The organism is Kurthia sp. 11kri321 (assembly GCF_001534765.1).
Lineage (GTDB): Bacteria > Bacillota > Bacilli > Bacillales_A > Planococcaceae > Kurthia > Kurthia gibsonii.
Map to the genome: position 1 here is coordinate 2,473,996 of NZ_CP013217.1, position 25,812 is coordinate 2,499,807.

Here is a 25,812-nt window from a genome sequence, read left to right on the forward strand (position 1 = left end):
AACTGTCTAGATGTAAAATTAATATTTATTCATATAAATTCATTAAAATAGCCAATTATACATTTATAATGAATATTTTATGCATATGACTTCATTATTTATTCATTATAGGTACTGGTTTTAATAATTGTAGAATAGATTGTCCTTGTTGCATGTGCATCGCCATCGCATACTGTGCAGCTTGCTGTAAAATCGATGCCTTTGTGAAATTCATCATCTCTTTTGCAATATCCGCATCTCGAATACGTGACTCTGCTGAAACTAAATTTTCATGCGTATTCATCGTGACATTATAAGCATGTTCTAGGCGATTCATATACGCACCCAACTTAGAGCGCTGTTTCGACACTTGATTAATCGCATCATCTACTTCTGAAATCGCTTTCTCCGCATCTTCCCTTGTGCCAATGGACGACGTATCTGGCAGTCCCATCCCAGATAGACTTGCATCCCCTAAATACAAATCAATCGTCTGTCCTGCATTTGCACCAGCCTGAATTTTAAAAGGCTGATCTTTGTAATCTCCATTAATCAAATTCTTTTGATTAAATTGTGTATCTTTTGAAATACGTTGAATCTCTTTTTTGAGTTCCTCATATTCCGTTTGAATTAATGCGCGGTCGTCATCTGTCAGCGTATCACTCGCAGACTGAACAGCTAAATCTCGCATCCGTTGAAGAATGGCGTGTGTTTCGTTTAAAGCACCTTCTGCTGTTTGAAGCATAGACATACCATCTTGAATATTTTTCCCTGCTTGATTCAAACCACTAATTTGCGCGCGCATCTTCTCTGAAATTGCAAGTCCTGCTGGATCATCTGCTGCTCGATTGATTCGATACCCCGTCGCAATTCTCTCAAGCGCCTTGTTCGCCGCATTGAATTGCGTATTCATCGAACGCCAAATCGATAATCCTTGCGCATACCATTTGCCGATTATTTGAAACACCTCCTTCTCACTCTTATAGCAATTATCGGAAAATAAACAGTTTTTGTAAAGTTTAACGCAGATTTATATGGGATAAATACTAAATAGTACGGGATGGGAGTGAATTCATCGTATGACCGAGCGTAAAAAACGGAAATCGGATGTATATGATCGCGTGACCTTAATTTTTAGTCTTGTCGTTCTATGTGTCGCAATTTTTCTATTTTTTATGAAATGGTGGCTCGCCAATTGAGTGCTTGCGCGGCGTATGAATGAATTCTATTCGTACAGCAAGCACTACATAGAATTTTGAATAGTTTTGGGATGAGTGCCTAACTTCGGTGGCGAGTGACCCAAACCCCTCAGCGAGTATCCCGTTTTGATGCGCGAATGTTCGAATTCACACAAGAATAGTTAATTCAAGTTCTCTTTGATTACTCAAATGCCTTGAAGAAGGTGCAGAAAGGGAGCAATTTAGGTTTTGGGGGCGAGTGTCCCATTTTTGAGTTCGAATGTTCCATTTAGCGGAGTGAATGTCCCGAATCAAACGGCGAGTGACCCAACTACTTCGACGAATGGCCCGTTTCGCCACTCGAATGTTCGATTTCACAAAAATCTAGTCAATTCAAGTTCCCTTTGATTACTCAAATGCCTTGAAGAAGGTGCGATGAGGGAGCAATTTAGGTTTTGGGGGCGAGTGTCCCGTTTTTGAGTTCGAATGTTCTATTTGGCGGAGTGAATGTCTCGAATCAAACTCCTTAGTGACACATATCCTCTCCATTTTTAAACGCAAAAAAAGGAGTGTTCTCATGTAAGTGAGTCACTCCCTTGTCTTCTAAATTGTCGTTTCATCTCGATTGTATTAGGTTCCATTGCCATCATCCATTAGCTGTTCAAACATTTGTTGATCCTTATGATCTAAAGCATAATCAATCATCCGTAATCTATTCATATCTTCCATTTCACTTACAAGTTGAGCTGTTTCTTCATTGATATTATTTTGAGCTCTTTTAGTTTCAGTGCTTAGTTCTAAGTCTTCTAGAATCTTTTGCAAATGATCATGAATGTTTGATACAAGTAGTAGTTGATATAGCGGTAAACGAATAAAACGACTGCTTTTTTGGAATACAAAGACATCGGATAAATTTTCGATTTGCAATGTTTGTAGATTGATGATGATTTCTTTTCCTTCAACAGGTATGAAATGGAATAGCTCATCATCTTTTAAAATCGAAAAGTATTGATACGCAAATACGAGTTTTAAATGGTCGCCATCTCTCTTGGTGTAGAAAGGTTCAATTCTTCTGATTTTTAACATGTTCACCCCTCCTGTAATAAAGCTTAAGATGTCTGAATATTAATGTCTTTGCGTAGAACTTTACCACCATTCTTTTTGAAACAAACCAACCTTATTATGGGAATCAACTGTGACAGTTGTTACAACAACACTTTTAAATACATAAAGTTTTTTTCTTTATTCATTCACGTTCGTCCTTAAAAGCGATATAATAGAAAGAACGATTTTTTTCGGGAGCGGATGATGAATGAACATGAATATTGCAGAAATTGCAAAAGCAGAAGAAGATATAATTCGAAAGTATATGGGGCAAATTTCAAAAATGTTGCCCCCTACAAAACAAGAGTCGGAAGAATTAGTGCGCCGTGCAGCTTTTCTTGTACGTCATAACTACGTCAAAATCATTGATTATGATTACAAATTGCATAAAGCCCTTTTTGTAGTCCAAGATGCAAGTCTCGCTACGGTAACATTAAATTTGAAAGACCATTCACTTAACTGCTCATGCGCTATGAAAGAAAGCCTATGCCGCCATCGTGTTGCGGCGCTTTTTGCCCTCTACCAATACATTGACTCTTTATCAAATTGGTTGGAGCAATTCCGTTCTCGTGCACAACAAGAACAAATGACCTTATTTAAAGAAGAACGAACGCCTGAAAATTGGTTGCGTTTTGTACAAAATGTTTATAAAAGAAACTTATATCATCAACAACAGATGAATCCCTATCTGCTCGATGGTATTTTTAATGACATGATGGAACAAATTCGTAAACAGCGTCCTTTAGAACGTGAATGGCAGCCACTTTTTGATGTATTTACACATGTTGCATTACTATCGCATACGTGGAAACATCTATCACTTGCTAATACGGAAGCAGCACAAAGTTTTTATCGTCGCTTTATTCAAGATGAAATTGAACGTCTTGAAGTGAATGTGCTGGCAATGTCGAAAAAGTCACGTCTGTTTGCATTTGATCCTTTCTATAATTCACTAAAAGAGATGAGTCATTACTTCCTATTAAATCAAGGCGGGTATGTCGAAAATCGTATCGAAATCTACCTATTAATATGGAATCATATTTTTACGAATAAAAGAGATCGTGAAGTTGAACTTGAAAAGTTATCAACTGCTCGTCAATATGAAGATGACCTATCTATTCCATATATGAAATCCATATTTTTAGTAATGCTCGACCAAACAGAAGCACTTCAACCCTATTTAGATGAAATTGAAGCAAAAGATTTACTATCATGGATTGAATTGGCTAGAACAGCTGGTTTGAATCAACAAGAAGCTGTTCGCAAAAAAATTATCGAAACAATCATTCCATTTATGGGTACATTTATTCAGGAATATCTTGCGCCACCTCATCGCATGTCTTTTGTTAAACGCTTTGATGAAGAAAGACAGGGTGTAGAGCTATCGGAAGAATTAGAAGAAACATTGTTTGCAGCGTATGGAAAATATGGTTTGCAGCCTTATTCTCAGTTTTTAATTCGAAAGAAGCGCTTCGATGATTGGTCTGCGCTACACCAACTCTACCCAACTTCTCTCGCTTTTTTAGAGATTTGTGGTTTGAAGACGGTTGTAGAAGAACGTCCATCGGTTCTTTTATCACTCTACCACTCATTAATTATGGAAGAGATTAATCAAAAATCACGTCAACACTATAAGTCTGCTGTTCGCCTTATGAAAAAAATGAAGGCAGTCGCGAAGAAAAGTGGAAAACATGAATTTTGGAATCAATATGTCACAACCGTTCGCCAAAACTATAAGCGTATGCGTGCATTGCAAGAAGAAATTGAGAAAGGAAATCTGATGCTATGACAACAACAGCTTTTACAAAAACAATCGGCCTTTCTATTGATACATTACCGAATGGACAGTTTCATCTTACAGGATATGATGCAAATGTTGGTCGCCCGCTTCGTTTAGAAGAATGGGTGACACAACTTTACTATAAACACGAAAAAAGCTTTTTCGGATTAGCGATTACAACTAAAAATGAACAAGTCTTTTTAACGACACTCGAATTAATTGAATTATTTTCGTCTTATTATCGTCATCCATTTGTTCAGTATAAGGGACTAAATGAACAGGACGAGCAATTTCTCAAAACAGTACAAGAAGCCGCTGATTACTGGTTTAAAAAAGACTTATGGCAACATGTTGAAATAGACGAGCAAGTATCATTCCACCTTCCCATCTCACAAGATGCAAAAGATTTACTTCTGCAAGCACTTCAGATGACACTCACAGAAGCTGCTTTAACAGAAGACGATTTACCTGCACTTGTACCATTTTTCCGTAATGGCGGTTGGCCAATTCGCGAAAAACAAATTGATGATGAAGTCATGATTGGACTTCGATTACGTGAACCAGAGGAAGGCGAACAACTGTGGCAACTTGAAACGGTTCTTCGTCCGACAACAAAAACAACTTATTGGACACCACCTGTACGTAAAAGACACTTAAAGATTGAACATGTCTTACCAGCAAAGTGGGCGGATTATGCTGCTTCGATTCATCAACTACAACAGCAAATGATGCATCTTTTAGGTGACCAACCTTATATGGTAGGAATTCCAGATGAGCCATTCCTATGTGTGAATTTAACGGATACGGATGTGCGCCAATTTTTACGTGGTGACTTCGTTCGTTTACAAGCACTTGGGTTTGAAATTGTCTTACCTGCTTGGTTGAAAGAATTAAAAGAGTCTAAGTTCAAAGTACGTGCCAATGCAAGTACTTCATCGAACTTCAAATCTGCTGCTGGTCTGCAAGAGATTCTAACATTCGATTGGAAGGTCTCATTGAATGGTCACGATATTCCGATGGACGAATTCAAACGTATGGTAGAAGACCAGCGTGAATTTATTCGTGCAGGTACAGAATGGGTGCGTGTAGATGCAGCATGGATGCAAGAAATTCAGCGCTTGATGAGTCAAACTGAAACAGAGAACTGGACGGTGAAAGATTTATTATTCCAAGAGTTATCCAGTTCACTCGACATCCCGCTAGAACTAGATGATGATGACGACCGCGATGATCCGATGTTGCAGCTCGAACTTCAAGCATCTTTAAAGGACTACGTGCAGAAAATGATGGAGAAACAAGGACTTCCTGATTTACCGGTATCCCCTTCTCTACAAGCAACATTGCGCCCTTATCAGCAAGAAGGTTACAACTGGTTATCATTCATGCGTGAACAAGGATTTGGGGCTGTACTTGCAGATGACATGGGACTTGGTAAAACGATTCAGTTAATCTCTTATCTACTGCGCGTCTATGAAGAAGAACAACCGACAGAGCCGACGATTATTATTTGTCCGACTTCCGTACTTGGAAACTGGCAAAAAGAGATTGAGCGATTTGCGCCTTCACTGACGACGTATTTACACTACGGTGCGAAACGTTTAAAAGGTGAGCAATTTACAGATTACTTACAAGACAATGGAATCCAAATCATCTTAACAACGTATGGTACGGTAACACAGGATATTGAGGAACTATCACTGCTTCATTTTACGAATATTACGCTGGATGAGGCGCAAAATATTAAAAATATGAATACGAAGCAATCGAAAGCGATTCGTCGTTTGAATGGTTCACATCATATCGCCTTAACAGGTACACCTGTTGAGAATCGTCTATCTGAACTATGGGCGATTTTTGATTTCATTTACCGCAGTTACTTGGGCAGCTTCTCTCGATTCCAAGAGTCGTTTATTGCGCCGATTGAGCGTGATGACTCAAATGATGTCAAAGAGAGGCTTCGCAAAAAGATTCAACCATTCCTACTGCGTCGTACAAAACAAGACCCTGCACTTCAGCTAAATTTACCTGAGAAGCTAGAGCAGCGTGAATACTGTGCTTTGACGGAAGAACAGGCAGTATTATACGAGAGCTTTATTCAAGAGACATTGCATAAAATTGAGACATTGAGTGGTTTTGAACGTAAAGGGTTAATTTTGAAAATGCTGAATAAATTAAAGCAGTTATGTAACCATCCTGCATTATATTTAAAAGAGGCATTCGATGAAGCACCTACGATGATAAAACGCTCTGAAAAGTTGAAACATATCGTGTCAAAAGGTGCTGAAATTATTGATAACGGTGAACAATGTCTGATTTTCACACAGTATATTGGTATGGGCCATTTACTGCAGCATTGCTTCTCGGAATTATACGACGTGGATGTACCATTCTTAACAGGAAGTATGCCAAAACAACAGCGCGATTATTTCGTTGAATCATTCCAAAAAGGTGAATTCCCGATTTTCATTCTGTCATTAAAAGCTGGCGGTACAGGGTTAAACTTAACTGCAGCGAATCATGTATTACATGCAGACCGTTGGTGGAATCCAGCAGTCGAAAATCAAGCAACAGACCGCGCATACCGTATTGGACAGACACAATTTGTCCATGTGCATAAATTTATTACAACAGGTACGATTGAAGAAAAAATTGATGCCTTATTAACAGAAAAACAAGCTTTATCGGAAGAACTCATCCAATCAAGTCAATGGATTACAGAACTTGATGATACGCAAATTAAAGATTTACTGAGTTTTTCATTTTAAATAGAGAGAAGGAATCGCATGAAGGTGTGGTTCCTTCTTTTCTTATGTATAAATGGAAAGAAAGAGCCCCCCAGCTCTCTCTTTCGCCTACATACTCCCTCATAGAGCCCTCACTATTGCATTGGTTGTTGCGCTGTAAAAGCAGCTGGTAATTGAAAATCCTCTACTTTTACAGTTGGTTCTGGATTTTTCAATTGTAAAAATCGCACTTCTAAAGCTAGCACATCTGTAATATAAATTCTCTTTCCTTCATCATTCGTGTAGTTACGCGACTGCAATCGTCCGATTACCCCGACTTGTGATCCTTTGCCACAATATTTCACCATGTGTTCAGCTAACTTCCCCCATGCTGTACAAAGAATAAAATCGACGTCGTTCTCTCCTTGCTGATTTTTAAAATTCCGATTGACCGCAAGTGTAAAACGCCCGACACTTTTACCGTCTGCTACTGTCCTTACTTCTGGTGCTTTCGTTAATCTCCCAACAATTGAAACGTTATTCAATATTTCACCCCCCTTCTATTACCGCTATACTAAAGGATGCCGAGATTTTACGCAAAACGGCGTTTTCGTATTTCCTATATGGTTCAACATAATATTTTCAAAAAATAGACACGAATCGAGCAATTATTACATGCAAGTTATGAATACGGCATGTTTTCATATGTTATACTTATAACATTAAAAAAAGGTAGGTGGTTCATCTGAAAACATTCAAAATGCTGTCAATTGAACGCTTTAAAGAAGACACATTTATTTCCTATCCACTCATTGATGGTATTATCATCAACCAAGAAAATAGCCATCATACTTGGATTCTCGAGATGTACGTTGATCACAAATATGCAGAAGATTTTCTACCACTTATAGATACAGATGAAGTGATTGAGGTACGTGCGGTTATTTCATATCCTGATAATGAACCTGCAGGATTTCGTGTACTCGTTCAAGGTATTAAGTACTTTGAAAATGAAGTATCCATCCTCATGAAAGGAACACTCAAAACACATCGTCGCCAATATGCCGAGCAACTACTCGATAAATTAGTCGAAGAAGGTTTAACAGGTGACGAACTGTTAGCACGATTCCGTTCCGACATGATGACACGTCCACGCCTTCAACCTTAATATAGTAAGAACACTCCTACTCTAAATGAGATAGGGGTGTTTTTTTATAAAATGGACTACTAATTTTATGAAAGGGAATTTCGACTGTCGAATGGGACTTTTTCATACGCGAAAGGGAATTTCGACTTTGGAAAGGGACTTTTCTGCGCGCGAAAGGGAATCTCGACTTTTGAAAGGGACTTTTCTGCGCGCGAAAGGGAATCTCGACTTTGGAAAGGGACTACTTCATATGCGAAAGGGAATCTCGACTTTTGAAAGGGACTTTTTCATACGCGAAAGGGAATTTCGACTTTGGAAAGGGACTTTTTCACACGCGAAAGGGAATCTCGACTTTTGAATGGGACTTTTTCACACGCGAAAGGGAATCTCAACTTTTGAAAGGGACTTTTTCACATGCGAAAGGGATTCTCAACTTTTGAATGGGACTTTTTCACACACGAAAGGGATTCTCAACTTTTGAATGGGACTACTTCACACATGAAAGGGATTCTCGACTTTTGAAAGGGACTTTTTCACACACGAAAGGGAATTCCGACAATCGAAAGGGAATTTCGACAATCGAAAGTGGAATACTCTCACGCACAAAAAAAGAACCGCATCTCAGCGGTTCTTACATACATCATTTATTCAGCTTTTGGTCCAATTGCAAATAGGATGTCTGCTTCACATACTAACTCATCGCCAACAGTCACTCGACCATGACCTTTACCCATTGTGCCACGTAACTTCACAAATTCTACTTCCATTGTTAGTACGTCTCCTGGGATTACTTGGCGTTTAAAGCGTGCGTTATCGACACCTGTTAAGAATACGATACGACCTTTAAAATCATCTGAACTTAATAGTGCTACGCCACCTACTTGTGCCATTGCTTCAATGATTAATACACCTGGCATAACGGAATAGCCAGGGAAATGCCCTTGGAAGAATTCTTCATTCACTGTTACGTTTTTGAAGCCTTTCGCGCGCTTTCCTACTTCTAATTCTGTAATGCGATCCACTAATAAAAATGGATAACGGTGTGGTAAAATTTCTTGAATTTGATTCGCTGTTAACATATAAATCCTCCTATTTCTCTGTACCATCCATAATATCGAATACATGCGTCCATGTCGATGGTTTAAATACATCTAACATATCACCATCGCCAATTACGCCATAACCAATCATTAACCCAACGAAGGTTGCGATGAATAGGAGTACGATGATTACTAATAAGCGTAATAGCATAAATTTAATAGATTTTTTCGCGTAACTTTTACTCGAAAGTTCCTCTACTATCTCTTGTTGCTCTTTACGCGCCTGTCTTGATACCGTAGGCGTTACCTTCTTTTCAGCTCGTCTATCTTCCATCGATTGTTCTCCTTCTAGTGTTTATTAACGCATACCATTAATAAGACCTAACATTTGGTCAGCCATTGTAATAGTACGTGCATTCATTTGATAAGAACGCTGTGTATTAATTAACTCAGACATTTCTTTAGATAAGTCTACATTAGAAGATTCCAATGCGCCACCTTCAACTGAAATTTGCGCACGATCATTACCAACAATCAAGTTTGCAATATCACCTTCATTTGGATATTGCGCTGCGATATCATCTGAATAACGTAAGTATTTATCTTCATCTTGTTTTAACAAGTTGGGTTTACTTACTTGTGCAATCCCAAGCTCTACATTTTCTCGACTACCATCTGCAAATGTTACGTTCATTGTACCATCTGGTGTTACAGTAATGTCTGATACATCTTTATCGAATCGAATTGAACGTCCATTTGAATCTGCTACGTCATAACCATCCGAATTCACTAAACTCGTACTGCCATTCGCATTCGGCGATAAGTAAAAATTCCCTTGACGCGATAATACAAGTCGATCAGAAGAAGGGGATAAAAAAGTGAAATATTGATTCTCTTTCGTTAGAGCAAAGTCTAATTTACGATTCGTCTGTGTAACATTTCCGACTTTCGTATTTAATTTTGTTTGCGCAATTTGAGCACCTACACCGATTCGAATACCAGCTGGTGATTGACGTGGTGCGCGGTCTCCTGTGTCATTATTAAATTGTTGATACAACATTTCACCAAATGTCGCATTACGTGCTTTATAACCTACCGTATTGCTATTCGCAATATTACTTGATACAGTATCGAGTTTTTGTTGTAGTTGCGACATTGTATTTGTTGCTGTTAGCATTGTGCGTAACATTTAAAAATCCTCCTATACCTTACCGATTTCATTTACTGCTTTATCCATACTACGGTCATAAGCTTGCAAAACTTTTTGATTCGCTTCAAAGACACGGTACGCTTCCATCATCGTTGTCATCGTCTGTGCTGAGTCGACATTTGAACTCTCTGTAAATCCTTGCTGCATCGTAAATGTAACACCATTTGCATTATATGCATTCGGTAAATCTTGATTGTTTGCAGTAAAGTATAAACCGTTCTCTTGTTTTTCAAGTGCATCTGGTTGATTAGAATATGCAACACCTAAACGCCCTACTTGCTGTCCATCTACAGTAATCTCACCAGTTGACTTCAACGTAAATTCGTTATTTTGTAACGCAATACGGTTGTTGTTTTCATCAAGTACATATTCACCGCGTGCAGTTGTTAAAAAGCCCTGCCCATCAATTGTAAAGTTACCGTTACGTGTATAAGCTTGACGATTATCGGCTGTTTGCACTTTAAAGAATACTGCTCCTTGTTTACCCGTCTGTGGATTCACTGGTAAATCTCCATCTAATAGTGCCACATCCGTATTACTCTCTGTTTCCACAATCGAACCCTGCAAAAAGTTCGGCAATGTTTCTTGCATATAAACGCCTGTTCCTAAATCACCGATTTGCTGCATATTACTAGGATTAAAGCCGTTCTGAAGCGAGGCTGCCCCCGTTTTTTGAATACTAGACATCAGCATATTTGGAAATGATCGAATCGTCGATTGGTCCGCTTTATATCCTGGTGTATTCGCATTGGCAATGTTATTTGAAAGCATCTCTGTACGACGTTGCTGCGCAATCATACCTGTAGCTGCTGTATAAAATCCTCTAAACACAAGCATTCATCCCTTCTTAAAAAATTCACTAATCTATTTATCGGCTAAAAGTTACTTTTTTGAAATGTTATTTAGGTTATCTAAAATCATACCTGTTCCAAGAACGACACAATCCATTGGGTTTTCAGCTACATATACTGGCACCAATAATTCTTCTGTTAAACGACGGTCTAAACCACTAATTAATGCGCCACCACCCGTCAGCATAATTCCACGATCAATAATATCCGCTGAAAGCTCTGGTGGTGTTTTTTCAAGCACATTCTTTGCAGCTTTAATAATCATCTCAATAGAATCTGAGATTGCTTCTAACAGCTCCTCAGAAGTAAAAGAAATCACTTTTGGTAAACCTGTCACCATATCGCGTCCTCGAATGTCCATTGTATCATTTTTATCTGCTAATATCATGGACCCAATTGACATTTTTAAGGACTCTGCTGTACGTTCTCCTACTAATAATTTATACTTCTTTTTTATGTAAGCCGCAATATCTTGATCAAATTGATCACCTGCTACACGTAGTGACTGTGCTGTGACAACTTCACCCATGGATAGAACTGCTACATCCGTCGTACCGCCACCGATGTCGATGACCATATTACCTGAAGGTTGGAAGATATCCATGCCTGCTCCAATCGCAGCTACTTTTGGTTCTTCTTCTAAATAGACTTCACCACCACCTGCACGAACTACCGCATCACGAATCGCTTTTTGCTCTACTGGTGTAATATTGGAAGGACAACACACAAGCACACGTGGCTTCGACATAAATCCTCTTAATTTTAATTTTTGAATGAAGTATTTTAACATGGCTTCCGTAATATCGAAATCATGAATGACACCGTCTTTTAATGGTCGAATCGCAACAATATTTTCTGGAGTACGTCCAATCATTTGACGCGCTTCTTCCCCAACAGCTAGTACCTTTTTCGTATTTCGATCAATCGCTACAACAGAAGGTTCGTTTAAAATAACCCCTTTTCCTTTTAAATATATGAGGACGTTCGCCGTACCTAAATCAATGCCTACGTCTTTTGAAAACATCATGAGTGCCCCTCTCAGTTTATCTTATTTTTTCCTATTATTAGGTACTATTTTATCATAGCTGTCTATTAATTACATTAAGGCTCTTATAAATTAATTAAGGCTCTTATAAATTAATTAAGGCTCTTATAAATTAATTAAGGCTCTTATAAATTAATTAAGGCGATCTTTTTATTTAAATATAAAAAGTCCATTTTTCACAGACAATTCATGTCTAGAAAAATGGACTTCTTCGTTTTGAAATTAATTTACTTGGAATTCTCTTTCGACAACTTCTTCTGTGTTTGATACACGCTCGATGTCAGCACCAAGAGAAGCTAGTTTTTTGTGGAAATCAACATAACCACGATCTAAGTGTTTTAATTCAGAAACACGTGTAATACCGTCTGCTACAAGACCTGCTAAAATAAGTGCTGCTGCTGCACGTAAATCTGTTGCTGCTACTTCTGCACCTTGTAAAGATGAAGGACCTTCGATAATTACTGAACGACCATCAATTTTTGCTGTCGCATTCATACGACGGAATTCTTCAACGTGCATAAAGCGATTTTCGAATACAGTCTCCGTAATGACACTCGTACCTTGTGTCACTAACATTAACGCCATCATTTGCGATTGCATATCTGTTGGGAAGCCAGGGTGAGGAATCGTTTTCACATCTACTGCTTTCAATGGCTGTGTAGCGCGTACACGAAGTCCTGAAGCCTCTTCAGTGATTTCTACGCCCATTTCAACCATTTTCGAAATCAACGCTGTCATATGCTCTGCTTCGGCGTTTTCAATGACAACATCGCCACCAGTAATCGCTGCAGCTACCATAAATGTACCTGCTTCAATACGGTCTGGAATAATATGATGTGTTGTTCCTGTTAGTCGTTCCACACCTTCGATACGAATTTTATCTGTACCTGCACCGACAACACGGCCACCCATTTCGTTAATAAAGTTTGCTAAGTCTACGATTTCAGGTTCTTTTGCTGCATTTTCGATAATTGTTGTACCTTCTGCAAGTGCTGCAGCAGTTAAAATATTTTCTGTTGCGCCCACACTTGGGAAATCTAAATAGATTGTTGCACCTTTTAAACGACCTTCTGTTCTTGCTTCAACATAACCATGTCCATTTGAGATTGTTGCACCCATTAATTCAAAACCTTTTAGATGTTGGTCAATTGGACGTGAACCGATTGCACATCCACCTGGCATTGCAACTCGTGCATAACCGTTACGTGCTAATAATGGCCCCATAACAAGAATTGAGGCGCGCATTTTACGAACGTATTCAAACTGCGCTTCTGATGAAAGTGTTTTAGAAGCATCAATTTCAACTGTATTTGTTTCAGGTGAAAAAGATACGTCAACATTTAAACTTTTTAATACTTCATCAATTGTATATACATCTGCTAAGTTCGGAACGTTTTTAATTGTATTCTTTCCTTCTGATGCTAAAAGCGTAGCGGCTAATACAGGTAAAACGGCATTTTTGGCACCCTCTACACGTACATTTCCTTTTAATACACGACCGCCTTTGACGATAATTTTATCCATTAATCTGTCCCTCCGAACTCATATTCTGTCATCTCAGTATTTATTTTATCTATTATTCGTTCATAAAATTCTAAATGTATGATGTCATTTATTAGTAACAAAACAAGTACAATATTACCTTTTTTCCAGATGTATTTCAAGCACCCTTTAAACTATTTTCAAAATGTATTTTGTATTACTATAGATACTGAGAAGACGCTAGAACACAGACTTTCATCTCTTTATAGGTAAATGAACCACTGTAAGAACAGTACCCTCGAAATCAGGACATAAAACGCAAAACATCTATGTATTACCTGACTATTTCCCAGGCAATTATTTCTCTCTCTCATTTCAATAGCAATATAATATTGGATGCTTTATGTGCAAACCCTTTAAAATTACGCCTTTAACAATTAAAACAAATATTGTAATTGACGCGACCAGTTTAAAAACTGTAAAAAGAAATTCGACACAGCTGTTCCTAGTGCAATACTCACTAAGATCAATAGAAGTTGGATTTGAAATACTCTCCCTTTTTTGAAGATCTGCTCATACATCAAACTCTGCAATGAGTAAAATGCGATACCAATAAAAAAGATATGCGAGATCAATCCTAAAAGTGCACTCGTTCCAATTGTTGCATTAATCGAATCCAAATTCCATTTCCCCTTTCAGTAAAAATACACATAGGTTCATTATCTCAATAAATGAAGCATATTGCTACAAAAAAGTGAAGTATAGGTTAAAAATCGTCCCATTTACCAGTCAAATTTTTATCATATTTCCAAAAGAAAATCGAGTGAATACATTTTTTATGCAACCCACTCTCTATTAAAACATACAGATGATTTATTTAAAAGGAAAATAAAGGTTTTTCATGATTTGAAATGGGTATTTTTTATGTATAAACAAAAAACTGTCTTAACAAGCCAACAAAAGTTGGTCATTAAGACAGTCTTTTATTAAATTAGATGTTACCCTCTTTAACGTTGATACGATTCATTGCGCGTTTTAGCGCTGCTTCAGCACGCTTGAAATCTGTGTTTTTGTCTTGTTTTGCTGCTAAGTGCTTTTCTGCACGTTGAAGTGCTTCTTTCGCACGAGCAAGATCAATTGAATCAGCAGGTTCAGCAGAAGGAGATAAAATCGAAACTTTATCGCCACGGATTTCAACGAAACCGCCGCTTACTGCTACAAAATCAGTTGTTTTATCTTTTTTCAGACGAACAACCCCAACTTCAAGTGGCGCAACAGTTGGAATGTGACCTGGTAAGATCCCCATTTCCCCGCCTGTTGTACGCACACTTACCATTGAGACTTCAGAATCGTATACTGGGCCGTCGGGAGTGACAATGTTGACTACAGTGGTCTTCATATTTTTTCCTCCTCGTCCCTAATATTAAAGTGTTACGCCTAAACTTTTTGCTTTAGCAATAACATCATCGATGCCGCCCACTAAGTGGAATGCTTCTTCAGGGAATTTATCGTATTTACCTTCAAGGATTTCAGAGAAACCTTTAATAGTATCTTTTACGTGTACGAATGATCCTGGTTGACCAGTGAACTGTTCCGCAACGTGGAAGTTTTGAGATAAGAAGAACTGAATACGACGAGCGCGGTTTACAGTTAATTTATCTTCATCAGATAATTCATCCATACCTAAGATAGCGATGATATCTTGTAATTCGTTGTTACGTTGTAAAGTTGATTGTACACGACGAGCGATATCGTAGTGCTCTTGTCCAACGATTTCAGGTGCTAATGCACGAGAAGTTGAAGCAAGTGGATCAACCGCTGGGTAGATACCCATCTCAGATAATTTACGTTCAAGGTTAGTTGTTGAGTCTAAGTGAGCGAATGTTGTAGCTGGAGCCGGGTCAGTGTAGTCATCGGCTGGTACATATACCGCTTGGATAGAAGTAACAGAACCTTTTTTAGTAGAAGTGATACGTTCTTGTAATTTACCCATTTCAGTAGCAAGAGTTGGTTGGTAACCTACAGCAGAAGGCATACGACCTAATAATGCAGAAACCTCAGAACCTGCTTGAGTGAAACGGAAGATGTTATCGATGAATAATAGAACGTCTTGTCCCATTTCATCACGGAAGTATTCTGCCATTGTAAGACCAGAAAGTGCTACACGCATACGTGCGCCTGGTGGCTCGTTCATTTGACCGAATACCATCGCAGTTTTAGTGATAACGCCTGCGTCAGTCATTTCGTAGTAAAGGTCATTACCTTCACGAGTACGCTCACCAACACCAGCGAATACTGAGATACCGCCGTGGCCTTTTGCGATGTTGTTGATTAATTCTTGGATTAATACCGTTTTACCTACACCGGCACCACCGAATAAACCAACTTTACCACCTTTGATGTAAGGTGCTAATAAGTCTACTACTTTAATTCCTGTTTCAAGAACTTCAACTGAAGTTGAAAGCTCATCGAATGTTGGAGCTTCACGGTGAATTGGATCACGACGATCAGAAGCTGGAATTTCTGGTTTACCGATTTCTAAGTCGATTGGTTCACCAAGTACGTTGAATACACGACCTAAAGTGTTTTCACCGACTGGTACTGAGATTGCCATACCTTTGTCAGTTACTACTGCTCCACGTTGTAAGCCATCAGTAGATGACATAGCGATTGTACGAACAGTATTGTCGCCTAAATGAAGTGCAACTTCAAGTGTAAGAACTTGAGGCTCTTGATTAGGCTTTTTAATTTCTACAGTTAAAGCGTTATAAATTTCAGGTAATGCGTTGTTTTCGAACTTAACGTCGACAACAGCACCCATTACTTGAAGAACGTGTCCTGTGTTCATATACTTTTTCCCTCCTATCAAACTATTACAGTTTGAGATGAAGCTTAGCCTATTCTAAGGCTGCAGCTCCACCTACGATTTCTGTAATTTCCTGTGTAATAGCCGCTTGACGTGCACGGTTATACAAGACTGTTAAGTCATCAATTAATTCTTTAGCGTTATCTGTAGCGTTTTTCATTGCTGTCATACGTGCAGCATGTTCACTAGCTTTAGCATCTAGTAACGCACCATATACTAAACTTTCTGCGTATTGTGGAAGCAATACTTCTAGAATTTCGTCACCTGATGGTTCGAATTCATAAGATGCAGTAGAAGTAGCTGGCGCGATATCAGTGATTGGAAGTAACTTTTTCTCAACTAATTCGCTAGAAATAGCACTTACAAAATGGCTATAACACATGTAGATTTCATCATATGTGCCATCTGTGAACATACCAACAGCTTTACGAGCAATCGCTTTAATATCTGCAAATGCAGGTTGATCTGGAAGACCAATCTCCGCGTCCACAACTGTGTAGCCTGTTTTCTTAAAGAAATCAGCTACTGTACGACCTATTGCAAAGATGACTACGTCTTCTTTCTTTTGGCCACGTTTTTCCATACCGTTTAATGCAGTACGGATTACATTCGTGTTGTAAGCACCTGCTAAACCACGGTCAGAAGCGATAATTAAATATGCGCTTTTCTTAACTGGGCGTTCAACTAGCATCGGGTGAGAAGCATTCGATGTTCCTTGAGCGATTGCAGCTACTACTTCTTGAATTTTAGCCATATAAGGTACGTACTTTTTCGCATTTCGCTCTGCACGTGACATCTTAGAAGATGATACTAAGTGCATCGCTGATGTGATTTTACTTGTAGATTTTGTAGAGTTAATACGTTGTTTTACCTCACGTAATGTTGCCACTGGTATTTCACCACCTTACCGTTTTTTTAAAAGTTCGTTTTCACTAAATTAAGCTTCTTCTGAGATTGCGAAAGTTTTCTTGAATGCTTCAATAGTTGATTTCATATCTTCATCAGCTGGAAGGCCTTTAGTTTCACGAATTGTACCTAAAACGTTTTTGTGGTTTGCATCGTTAGCATCTAACCATAAGTTAAATTCGTTTTCGAAACGTACGATGTCATGTACAGGGATATCATCTAAGAAACCTTTTGTTAAAGCGTAGATGATTGCAACTTGACGCTCAACTTTTAATGGTTTGTTTAGATCTTGTTTTAGAACTTCTACTGTACGTTTACCACGCTCAAGTTTAGCAGTTGTAGCTGCATCTAGGTCTGAACCGAATTGAGCGAATGACTCAAGTTCACGGAATGTAGCTAAGTCAAGACGTAGCGTACCGGCAACTTTTTTCATTGCTTTAATTTGTGCAGAACCACCAACACGAGATACTGATAAACCTGGGTTGATCGCAGGGCGTACACCAGAGTTGAATAAGTTAGCTTGTAAGAAGATTTGTCCATCCGTAATTGAGATTACGTTTGTTGGGATGTACGCACCGATATCACCAGCTTGAGTTTCAACGAATGGTAATGCAGTGATTGAACCACCACCGTATCTTTCGTTAAGACGAGCTGCACGTTCTAATAAACGACTGTGTAGGTAGAATACATCACCAGGGTAAGCTTCACGACCTGGAGGACGACGTAATAATAATGAAAGCTCACGGTAAGATGCTGCTTGCTTAGAAAGATCATCATATACGATTAATACGTCTTTACCTTGTAGCATTAATTCTTCAGCCATTGATACACCAGCATAAGGAGCTAGGTATAACATTGGAGATGGAGAAGATGCTGACGCAGTAAGTACGATAGTGTAATCTAATGCACCGTGTGCGCGTAGAGTTTCTACAACGTTACGTACAGTAGATTCTTTTTGACCAATTGCAACGTAGATACAAATCATATCTTGGTCTGCTTGGTTTAAAATTGTATCGATTGCGATTGAAGTTTTACCAACTTGACGGTCACCGATGATTAACTCACGTTGACCACGACCGATTGGAACAAGTGCGTCAATCGCTTTGATTCCTGTTTGTAAAGGTTGGTCTACTGATTTACGAGCCATTACACCGAAAGCTGGGCTTTCGATTGGACGAGTTTTAGTAGTGTTGATTGGACCTAATCCATCAACTGGTAAACCTAATGTATTTACTACACGACCAATTAGTTCTTCACCAACTGGTACTTCCATAATACGACCTGTACGACGAACTTCGTCGCCTTCTGTAATGCCTTGTGTTGGACCTAAAATAACGATACCTACGTTATTTTCTTCTAGGTTTTGAGCCAACCCAAGAACACCATTAGAGAATTCTAATAATTCCCCAGACATGGCATTGTCAAGACCATGAGCACGAGCGATACCATCACCGACACTGATGACTGTACCAACTTCGCTAACTTGCATCTCAGATTGGAAATTTTCCATCTGCTGTTTAATAAGAACACTGATTTCTTCAGCTTTGATGCCCACGTTTGTCACCTCTACCTCTCACAATAATTTTGGATTAACCTAGTAATGCACGACGTAAACCGTTCACTTTGCTTACGATTGTATTATCGTAAATTCGGTTTCCAATGATTAATTTGATTCCACCAATTAATGATGAATCAATTTCGTTTGTAATATTTAATGAATCTTTACCAACTTGCTTAGCAAAAGTTGTTGAGATTCGTTCAAGTTGATCTTCAGTAAGCGCTTCTGTAGAATACACAATTGCATCTTCTACACCTGACTCATCATTCGCAATGCGGATAAACGAATCAATCACACTTACAGTTTCGTCGATTCGGTTATTAACTAAGATAACTTTTAGTGCATCGACAATAATTGGTTGTACAGATGAAAAAATTGAATCAATTAGTTCAAATTTTTTCTCTGTTGTTAGGTTAGGAGCTACTAAAAGATTGAATAAATCTTTAGACTCTGTAAAAACGATTCTTACTTCACGTAAGTCAGCTACTGTTTCAGCAACTACGTTTTTTTCCTTTGCCAATTCATATAAGGCTTTAGCATAGCGATTCGCTGCAATGGATTGACTCATCGAGCTTCCCCTGCCTTCGCAATCGTTTCTTCGATAAGCGTACGATTATCTTCTGTAGAAACTTCTTTGTTAAGAACTTTAGTTGCTGCCAGTACAGATAGTGAAACCACTTCTTCACGAACAGCTGCGATAGCTTTTTCTTTTTCGCTCTCAATATCACGTTTCGCTGATTCTTGTAAACGAACTGCTTCAGCTTTAGCTGATGAAACAATTTCTTCTTTTTGAAGAATTGCTTGTTGTTTAGCGTTCTCCACAATCGCTTGCGCTTCTGTACGAGCTTCTTTAAGAAGGCTACGTTGTTCTTCTAATAATTCATGTGCTTCTTTACGACTTTTTTCAGCTGATTCGATTTCGTATGCAACTAATTCTTCACGTTGTTGCATAATTCCCATAAGTGGACCCCATGCGAATTTTTTAAGAAGAAGCATTAATACTACGAATACTACTAATGTTGCTAAAATTGTACCGTATTGGTTTTGGCCCGCTGCGGAACCTAGCACTAAATAATCTAATAACACGATTGTTTCACTCCCTTCAAGAGCTTAGAGTCAATTGAAATTTTTTTATAATTGAATCTTGTTTAAGATTTGTAGTCTAAAGGAATTTATATCGGTAATGAAACCGATATAAATGAAAGGCGAAGTGACTCAACTAATTAAGACTTCGCCAAGAAACATTGAAGACAAATTATTTGTTCATTACGATGAACGCGATAACTACTGCGATGATTGGTAATGCTTCTACTAAAGCGACACCGATGAACATTGTTGTTTGTAATACTCCACGTAATTCTGGTTGACGAGCGATCCCTTCAACTGTACGACCTACGATAAGACCGTTACCAATACCTGCACCTAGTGCACCTAGACCAACTGCGATTGCTGCTGCGATTAAACCTAAACCCATTGTAAATTTTCCTCCTTGGAAATATGATATTTTTTTGTTGTTTAGCTAATCCCTAATGAATACGAATTAACTGGTTTATAATTAATTAATGGTCTTTGCTCACTTTGTGAGACATGTAAACCATTGTTAACATAACGAAGATGAATGATTGGATTGCTCCAATAAATACTGAGAATGCTTGCCATGCCATCATTGGAATGAAAGCTGCTAAGAAACCAGCACCTGACCACGCTGTAGCCAGACCTGCCAATAATCCTAATAATACCTCCCCGGCAAAAATGTTACCGTAAAGTCGTAGACCAAGAGTTAATGTATTTGCAAGTTCTTCAATAATCTTAATTGGTAGTAAGAAGCTCATTGGAGACACGAATGTCTTCAAGTATCCTTTCATACCTTGTGCTTTTACACCATAGTAGTTTGTTAAGACAAGAATCATAACAGCTAATGTTAGTGTAACAACCGGATCTGCTGTTGGTGATTTCCACCATAAGTAACCATCTACAGAAATTGAGAATGGTAGACCTAGCATGTTCGCTACAAAGATAAACATGATTAATGTAATACCTAAGATGTGGAATTGACCACCTGTCTTCCAGTCCATGTTGTTTGAGATGATGCCTTTCACGAAGTCCATAACCCACTCCATGAAGTTTTGCATACCAGTTGGCTTTAACTGAAGTTTACGTGTTGATACAACCGCAATAATGAATACAATCACTGCTGTGATTAATAACATCATGACGTCTGCTGTATTGAAGCCTAAACCAGCTATTTCAAAATAAGGATTTTTATGTTCCACTTGTTCGTTCACCTCTCTTTCACATGCGCTTTGCTTATTTAGTTTTTCAACTGAACTATGATCCTATCTACAAAAAGTAGAATGTACGGAATCATTAATCCAACGACAGTACTAGCTACGTTAAAATACTCAGACCAAGTTATTGCAACTGCTGCCGCAAGTAAAGCTGATCCGTAGCGAATAAGGGTACCTAAGGACTTAACCTTTTGTCCCTGACGTGTCTTACGATCAAAGCTTTCCATTCTTCGGACCAGGTTCCAAAAATTAAATAGACCACAAAGGGCACCTAATGCGAGACCTGCGAATAACGCGTGGTACGATGTAAAGCCCCAGCCGATTGCACAAACGATTAGCAAAATAATAAAACCTATTACCTGCTTTTTAAAAATCCGATGCATTTCTACCATTTGGTCTTTAGTCTCCTGAATCTTTTTTTCGAATGATGGATATAAAGCTGACCACCGGATGGAACGTAGCTAATTGTGGAACATATTAAGGGTAACCGTTACCAAAGTAAGCATTGCTTAACTTAATCGGAAACTTATTATGTATTATTAGCTAACATTTAATGAAGTACCATCGCTCCATATAAGAACCTTTACACGTCCGAAAACGTTAAAAGAGTCAAAAGCTAGGGATTTGCCTTATACGTCAATAGCCAAACTCCATAAAAAAAAGAGGTACGGCTTGATATTCAGACATAGAAACCCTTATCATTCTTACCCTTTGTTAGCATACAATAGTGAATATTTCATGTCAATTGGTTCTGCATAAAAACTTCACAACCTGTACACTTTTGTCAAATAGTCGACAAATTTAAGAAAAAACTTGGAAATGTTCTTTATTTCTCGATTTAACTTTAAAAACAAAGACTACTCGACTAAGAATATTCGTATTCTAGCTGTTCGAGTAGTTTTTGTTTTTTATTTTTCTAGAAAAGAGATTAATGCCTCTACAATACGCTCTGATGCATGCCCGTCACCATACGGATTCGATGCTTGCGCCATTTGATTGTATAATGCACTATCCGTCAATAATTCTTTTGTTAAATCATAAATGGTCTCTTCTTCCACTCCAGCAAGCTTGAGTGTCCCCGCTTCAATTCCTTCTGGTCGTTCCGTCGTGTCTCGTAATACGAGTACTGGTTTTCCTAGTGACGGCGCTTCCTCTTGAATACCACCTGAATCCGTTAAAATCATGTAAGAACGTGACGCAAAATTATGGAAGTCAAATACTTCAAGCGGTTCAATTAGATGAACGCGTTCATGCGATCCTAAAATTGCACGCGCTGTGTCACGAACTGCTGGATTCAAATGCATCGGATAGACTACTTGTACATCTGGATGTTCTTCTAAAATACGATAAATCGCTCGGAACATATTTTCCATCGGTTCACCTAAGTTTTCACGTCGGTGTGCGGTTAATAGAACCATTCGATTGTCACCAATTGCTTCAAGTACAGGATGTGTATAGTCATCTGCAACAGTTGTCGCTAATGCATCAATCGCTGTATTTCCTGTCACAATAATTGAGTTCGGCTCTTTATTTTCTTTTAGAAGATTTTCTTTCGCTTGTTCAGTTGGTGCAAAGTGAATGTCAGCTAACACACCTGTCAGTTGACGATTCATCTCTTCTGGATATGGTGAATATTTATTCCATGTACGAAGACCTGCTTCTACGTGACCAATCGCTACTTGATTATAGAAGGCAGCTAAACTAGCCACAAATGTAGTTGCTGTATCGCCATGTACAAGTACAACATCGGGTTTCGCCTCTTTCATAATTTGATCGAGACCTTCTAAACCGCGTGTCGCAACATCAAGAAGTGTTTGGCGTTCTTTCATAATATTCAAATCATAATCTGGAACAATCTTAAAAGTTTCTAATACTTGATCAAGCATTTCGCGGTGTTGCGCCGTTACCGTCACAACTGTATCAATTTGCTCTGTATTTTGCTGCAACGCTTTTACAAGAGGCGCCATCTTAATGGCTTCCGGCCTTGTACCAAACACAGTCATTACTTTCCACTTTTTCATGTTTTTTGCACCATCCCTGTACAACGTATTATTTTGTACCGAATAAACGATCGCCTGCATCACCTAGTCCAGGTACGATATAGCCATGGTCATTTAATTTTTCATCTAATGCCGCAATGTAAATATCGATTTCTGGGTGTGCTTCTTGAATTGCTTTTACGCCTTCTGGAGCCGCAATTAAGCACATGAAGCGAATGTTTTTCGCGCCGCGTTTTTTCAGTGAGTTCATTGCTTCAATTGCAGAACCACCTGTAGCTAACATTGGATCAACGATGATGAATTCACGTTCTTCAATATCAGCTGGGAATTTTGCGTAGTATTCTACCGGTTGTAAAGTTTCTGGATCGCGGTATAAACCAATGTGTGCTACTTTTGCAGCTGGAATTAGTTTTAACATACCATCTACCATGCCTAAACCAGCACGTAGGATTGGCACGATTGCCATCTTTTTACCTGATAATACTTTTGTTTTTGTTTTTGTAACAGGTGTTTGAATTTCGATTTCTTCTGTTTGTAAATCACGTGTGATTTCGAATGCCATTAATGTAGCTACTTCGTCAACTAGTTCACGAAACTCCTTTGTTCCTGTATTGATATCACGGATGTATGATAATTTGTGTTGAATTAATGGATGGTCGAATACATATACTTTTCCCATTTTTAGTTCTCTCCCTACTTTTGTTTATCTTGACTATTATAACAGAAATAAAACGGCATACAAATGTCAATATTTTCATTTCTCTTTTTGACACATTTTAAGTTTTCATGTGACGGATTAGAGCGAAATAAGATTTCTGAAAATTCATCTATATAATAGAAGAAACTCCAATAAAAAAGTGAATTTTAGTCAAAAAAGCGTGACTTCCTACATGATTCTATTCCCCATTCTATTTACTTTTATTTAATAGGAGTGAATCTAAAGCGAAAATTTATATCTTTTAGAAGCTTACTATTGAATAACGAAGATTTTTTAAAAGGGACTGGTTCGCGTGCCAAAGGGAATTATTCTTCCGAAAGGGAATTCGACTCTTCGAAAGGGACTATTCTGCGCACCAAAGGGAATCTTCTCATCTGAAAGGGACTATTCTGCGCACCAAAGGGAATCTTCTCATCTGAAAGGGACTATTCTACGCGCGAAAGGGAATTCGACTCTTTAAAAGGGACTATTCTACACACCAAAGGGAATCTCGCTCTTTGAAAGGGACTATTCTACGTGCCAAAGGGAATCTCGCTCTCCGAAAGGGACTTTTTTGCATGCGAAAGGGAATTCGACTCTTTGAAAGGGACTATTCTACGCGCCAAAGGGAATCTCGCTCTTTGAAAGGGGCACTCATTCAAAATCCTAACAAAAAAAAGAAACCGCCCTCAGGCGATTTCTCCATTTTATAAATTAGTCTGCGTAGATTGGGTGTGCATCTGTTAATGATTTTACGCGTGTAATTGCTTCTGCTTTGATTGCTGCATCGTTTGGATTTTTCAATACAAGTGCGATGATTGAAGCAACTTCTTTCATATCTTCTTCCTTGAAACCACGAGATGTAATCGCTGGTGTACCGATACGTACGCCTGAAGTTACGAATGGTTTTTCTGGGTCGAATGGAATTGCGTTTTTGTTCGCTGTGATGTGTACCTCATCTAATAAAGCTTCTGCTTCTTTACCAGTTAGGTTTAGTGAGCGTACATCTAATAGTAATAGGTGGTTATCTGTACCGCCTGAAACTGTTTTGATGCCTTCAGCTTCTAGTGCTTCACCTAATACTTTTGCGTTTGTGATGACTTGTTGTGCGTATGCTTTGAATTCTGGTTGTAATGCTTCACCGAATGCTACTGCTTTCGCTGCGATTACGTGCATTAATGGACCACCTTGAATTCCTGGGAAGATTGATTTGTCAATCTTTTTACCCCATTCTTCTTTACAAAGAATCATACCGCCACGTGGACCACGTAATGTTTTGTGTGTTGTTGTTGTTACAAAATCAGCATATGGTACTGGGTTTTGGTGAAGACCAGCTGCTACAAGACCTGCGATATGTGCCATATCCACCATGAATAGCGCGCCTACTTCGTCTGCGATTTCGCGGAATTTAGCGAAGTCGATTTCACGTGGGTAAGCTGAAGCACCTGCTACGATTAATTTTGGTTTGTGCGCTAATGCTTTTTCGCGAACATCGTTATAGTCGATTACGTTTGTATCTTCTGTAACACCATATTCTACGAAATTGTATTGAACGCCAGAGAAGTTCACTGGGCTACCATGTGTTAAGTGACCACCATGTGCTAAGTTCATACCCAGCACTGTATCGCCCTGCTCAAGAATTGTGAAATAAACTGCCATGTTTGCTTGTGCACCCGAGTGAGGCTGTACGTTAACGTATTCTGCACCGAATAATTCTTTTGCACGATCACGCGCGATATCTTCTACGATATCTACGAATTCACAACCACCGTAGTAGCGTTTCCCAGGATAACCTTCTGCATATTTGTTTGTTAATACAGAACCCTGTGCTTCCATTACTGCTTTTGTTACGATATTTTCTGAAGCGATTAACTCGATGTTTTCTTGTTGGCGTGCAAATTCTAATTCAATTGCGTTAAATACCGCCTTATCTTTTGCTGCAAGTTTTTCCATTTCTC

Annotated in this window: 25 protein-coding genes; 3 read left to right on the forward strand and 22 right to left on the reverse strand. The window is 38.6% G+C overall.

All coding sequences use genetic code 11. The features are described from left to right. Positions 1–94 precede the first annotated feature (94 nt). Both ASO14_RS12370 and ASO14_RS12375 read right to left on the reverse strand, forming a co-directional pair. Complete coding sequence (locus tag ASO14_RS12370) at positions 95–937, reverse strand: flagellin N-terminal helical domain-containing protein (protein ID WP_068457559.1); 843 nt, start codon at positions 935–937, stop codon at positions 95–97. Between the two features lie 850 nt (positions 938–1,787). Further along, the gene (locus ASO14_RS12375; protein WP_068455817.1) at positions 1,788–2,243 is read right to left on the reverse strand and encodes a transcriptional regulator; all 456 of its coding nucleotides are present in this window, start codon (positions 2,241–2,243) and stop codon (positions 1,788–1,790) included. A 226-nt stretch (positions 2,244–2,469) separates the two neighbouring features. Between ASO14_RS12375 and ASO14_RS12380 the strand changes: the two genes are divergently transcribed. Both ASO14_RS12380 and ASO14_RS12385 read left to right on the forward strand, forming a co-directional pair. Beyond that, complete coding sequence (locus ASO14_RS12380; protein ID WP_068455820.1) at positions 2,470–4,050, forward strand: hypothetical protein; 1,581 nt, start codon at positions 2,470–2,472, stop codon at positions 4,048–4,050. Beyond that, a complete protein-coding gene (locus ASO14_RS12385) occupies positions 4,047–6,806 on the forward strand; it encodes a DEAD/DEAH box helicase (RefSeq protein WP_068455822.1) in 2,760 nt (919 codons plus the stop codon). The genes ASO14_RS12380 and ASO14_RS12385 overlap by 4 nt, the downstream gene beginning before the upstream one ends. 113 nt (positions 6,807–6,919) lie before the next feature. On the opposite strand, the gene ASO14_RS12390 is transcribed toward ASO14_RS12385, so the two are convergent. Then, positions 6,920–7,309: a single-stranded DNA-binding protein gene (locus ASO14_RS12390; protein WP_082701481.1), complete on the reverse strand. Its 390-nt coding sequence runs from the start codon at positions 7,307–7,309 to the stop codon at positions 6,920–6,922. A 191-nt stretch (positions 7,310–7,500) separates the two neighbouring features. Between ASO14_RS12390 and ASO14_RS12395 the strand changes: the two genes are divergently transcribed. Beyond that, positions 7,501–7,932 (forward strand): YwpF family protein, encoded by a 432-nt coding sequence (locus tag ASO14_RS12395; protein WP_325921864.1) that lies wholly within the window; start codon positions 7,501–7,503, stop codon positions 7,930–7,932. Between the two features lie 623 nt (positions 7,933–8,555). Here ASO14_RS12395 and fabZ read toward each other — a convergent pair. From fabZ to glyA, 19 genes are all read right to left on the reverse strand, one after another. After that, on the reverse strand, positions 8,556–8,990 hold the full coding sequence (fabZ, locus tag ASO14_RS12405; protein WP_068455831.1) for a 3-hydroxyacyl-ACP dehydratase FabZ: 435 nt from the start codon (positions 8,988–8,990) through the stop codon (positions 8,556–8,558). Between the two features lie 10 nt (positions 8,991–9,000). Beyond that, entirely contained in the window at positions 9,001–9,285 is a 285-nt protein-coding gene (locus ASO14_RS12410; protein WP_068455834.1) for a DNA-directed RNA polymerase subunit beta, read from the reverse strand. 24 nt (positions 9,286–9,309) lie between these two features. Next, positions 9,310–10,140: a flagellar hook-basal body protein gene (locus tag ASO14_RS12415; protein WP_068455837.1), complete on the reverse strand. Its 831-nt coding sequence runs from the start codon at positions 10,138–10,140 to the stop codon at positions 9,310–9,312. A 12-nt stretch (positions 10,141–10,152) separates the two neighbouring features. Continuing rightward, positions 10,153–10,992, reverse strand: coding sequence for a flagellar hook-basal body protein (locus tag ASO14_RS12420; RefSeq protein ID WP_068457562.1), 840 nt, complete (start codon positions 10,990–10,992; stop codon positions 10,153–10,155). A gap of 51 nt (positions 10,993–11,043) precedes the next feature. Then, entirely contained in the window at positions 11,044–12,036 is a 993-nt protein-coding gene (locus ASO14_RS12425; protein ID WP_068455840.1) for a rod shape-determining protein, read from the reverse strand. A 243-nt stretch (positions 12,037–12,279) separates the two neighbouring features. After that, entirely contained in the window at positions 12,280–13,581 is a 1,302-nt protein-coding gene (gene murA / locus ASO14_RS12430; protein WP_068455841.1) for a UDP-N-acetylglucosamine 1-carboxyvinyltransferase, read from the reverse strand. Between the two features lie 395 nt (positions 13,582–13,976). Beyond that, the gene (locus ASO14_RS12435; RefSeq protein WP_082701482.1) at positions 13,977–14,219 is read right to left on the reverse strand and encodes a DUF1146 family protein; all 243 of its coding nucleotides are present in this window, start codon (positions 14,217–14,219) and stop codon (positions 13,977–13,979) included. Positions 14,220–14,530: 311 nt separating this feature from the next. Further along, positions 14,531–14,938, reverse strand: coding sequence for a F0F1 ATP synthase subunit epsilon (locus ASO14_RS12440; protein WP_068455844.1), 408 nt, complete (start codon positions 14,936–14,938; stop codon positions 14,531–14,533). A 24-nt stretch (positions 14,939–14,962) separates the two neighbouring features. Continuing rightward, entirely contained in the window at positions 14,963–16,387 is a 1,425-nt protein-coding gene (gene atpD, locus ASO14_RS12445) for a F0F1 ATP synthase subunit beta (protein ID WP_068455847.1), read from the reverse strand. A 49-nt stretch (positions 16,388–16,436) separates the two neighbouring features. Further along, a complete protein-coding gene (gene atpG / locus ASO14_RS12450) occupies positions 16,437–17,294 on the reverse strand; it encodes an ATP synthase F1 subunit gamma (protein WP_068455851.1) in 858 nt (285 codons plus the stop codon). 48 nt (positions 17,295–17,342) lie between these two features. Then, on the reverse strand, positions 17,343–18,866 hold the full coding sequence (gene atpA, locus ASO14_RS12455) for a F0F1 ATP synthase subunit alpha (protein WP_068455854.1): 1,524 nt from the start codon (positions 18,864–18,866) through the stop codon (positions 17,343–17,345). Positions 18,867–18,900: 34 nt separating this feature from the next. After that, complete coding sequence (locus ASO14_RS12460; protein WP_068455859.1) at positions 18,901–19,437, reverse strand: F0F1 ATP synthase subunit delta; 537 nt, start codon at positions 19,435–19,437, stop codon at positions 18,901–18,903. Next, a complete protein-coding gene (gene atpF, locus ASO14_RS12465) occupies positions 19,434–19,955 on the reverse strand; it encodes a F0F1 ATP synthase subunit B (RefSeq protein ID WP_068455861.1) in 522 nt (173 codons plus the stop codon). Before atpF ends, ASO14_RS12460 begins: the two co-directional genes overlap by 4 nt. A gap of 169 nt (positions 19,956–20,124) precedes the next feature. Then, positions 20,125–20,343, reverse strand: a complete 219-nt coding sequence (atpE, locus tag ASO14_RS12470) for a F0F1 ATP synthase subunit C (RefSeq protein ID WP_068455864.1) — start codon at positions 20,341–20,343, stop codon at positions 20,125–20,127. 85 nt (positions 20,344–20,428) lie between these two features. After that, the gene (atpB, locus tag ASO14_RS12475; RefSeq protein ID WP_068455867.1) at positions 20,429–21,142 is read right to left on the reverse strand and encodes a F0F1 ATP synthase subunit A; all 714 of its coding nucleotides are present in this window, start codon (positions 21,140–21,142) and stop codon (positions 20,429–20,431) included. A gap of 38 nt (positions 21,143–21,180) precedes the next feature. Next, positions 21,181–21,549, reverse strand: coding sequence for an ATP synthase subunit I (locus ASO14_RS12480; RefSeq protein WP_068455870.1), 369 nt, complete (start codon positions 21,547–21,549; stop codon positions 21,181–21,183). 516 nt (positions 21,550–22,065) lie between these two features. Then, on the reverse strand, positions 22,066–23,178 hold the full coding sequence (gene wecB / locus ASO14_RS12485) for a non-hydrolyzing UDP-N-acetylglucosamine 2-epimerase (RefSeq protein ID WP_068455873.1): 1,113 nt from the start codon (positions 23,176–23,178) through the stop codon (positions 22,066–22,068). Positions 23,179–23,206: 28 nt separating this feature from the next. After that, entirely contained in the window at positions 23,207–23,836 is a 630-nt protein-coding gene (gene upp, locus ASO14_RS12490) for a uracil phosphoribosyltransferase (protein WP_068455876.1), read from the reverse strand. 732 nt (positions 23,837–24,568) lie between these two features. After that, positions 24,569–25,807, reverse strand: coding sequence for a serine hydroxymethyltransferase (gene glyA, locus ASO14_RS12495; protein ID WP_068455879.1), 1,239 nt, complete (start codon positions 25,805–25,807; stop codon positions 24,569–24,571). Positions 25,808–25,812 lie beyond the last annotated feature (5 nt).

What these genes read in the sequence shown, in the direction of transcription:
- ASO14_RS12375 (WP_068455817.1), bottom strand. Translation starts at nt 2,243, where the DNA reads ATGTTAAAAATCAGAAGAATTGAACCTTTCTACACCAAGAGAGATGGC.
- ASO14_RS12380 (WP_068455820.1), top strand. Translation starts at nt 2,470, where the DNA reads ATGAACATGAATATTGCAGAAATTGCAAAAGCAGAAGAAGATATAATT.
- ASO14_RS12385 (WP_068455822.1), top strand. Translation starts at nt 4,047, where the DNA reads ATGACAACAACAGCTTTTACAAAAACAATCGGCCTTTCTATTGATACA.
- fabZ (WP_068455831.1), bottom strand. Translation starts at nt 8,990, where the DNA reads ATGTTAACAGCGAATCAAATTCAAGAAATTTTACCACACCGTTATCCA.
- ASO14_RS12410 (WP_068455834.1), bottom strand. Translation starts at nt 9,285, where the DNA reads ATGGAAGATAGACGAGCTGAAAAGAAGGTAACGCCTACGGTATCAAGA.
- ASO14_RS12415 (WP_068455837.1), bottom strand. Translation starts at nt 10,140, where the DNA reads ATGTTACGCACAATGCTAACAGCAACAAATACAATGTCGCAACTACAA.
- ASO14_RS12425 (WP_068455840.1), bottom strand. Translation starts at nt 12,036, where the DNA reads ATGTTTTCAAAAGACGTAGGCATTGATTTAGGTACGGCGAACGTCCTC.
- murA (WP_068455841.1), bottom strand. Translation starts at nt 13,581, where the DNA reads ATGGATAAAATTATCGTCAAAGGCGGTCGTGTATTAAAAGGAAATGTA.
- ASO14_RS12440 (WP_068455844.1), bottom strand. Translation starts at nt 14,938, where the DNA reads ATGAAGACCACTGTAGTCAACATTGTCACTCCCGACGGCCCAGTATAC.
- atpD (WP_068455847.1), bottom strand. Translation starts at nt 16,387, where the DNA reads ATGAACACAGGACACGTTCTTCAAGTAATGGGTGCTGTTGTCGACGTT.
- ASO14_RS12460 (WP_068455859.1), bottom strand. Translation starts at nt 19,437, where the DNA reads ATGAGTCAATCCATTGCAGCGAATCGCTATGCTAAAGCCTTATATGAA.
- atpE (WP_068455864.1), bottom strand. Translation starts at nt 20,343, where the DNA reads ATGGGTTTAGGTTTAATCGCAGCAGCAATCGCAGTTGGTCTAGGTGCA.
- ASO14_RS12480 (WP_068455870.1), bottom strand. Translation starts at nt 21,549, where the DNA reads ATGGTAGAAATGCATCGGATTTTTAAAAAGCAGGTAATAGGTTTTATT.
- wecB (WP_068455873.1), bottom strand. Translation starts at nt 23,178, where the DNA reads ATGAAAAAGTGGAAAGTAATGACTGTGTTTGGTACAAGGCCGGAAGCC.
- upp (WP_068455876.1), bottom strand. Translation starts at nt 23,836, where the DNA reads ATGGGAAAAGTATATGTATTCGACCATCCATTAATTCAACACAAATTA.
- glyA (WP_068455879.1), bottom strand. Translation starts at nt 25,807, where the DNA reads ATGGAAAAACTTGCAGCAAAAGATAAGGCGGTATTTAACGCAATTGAA.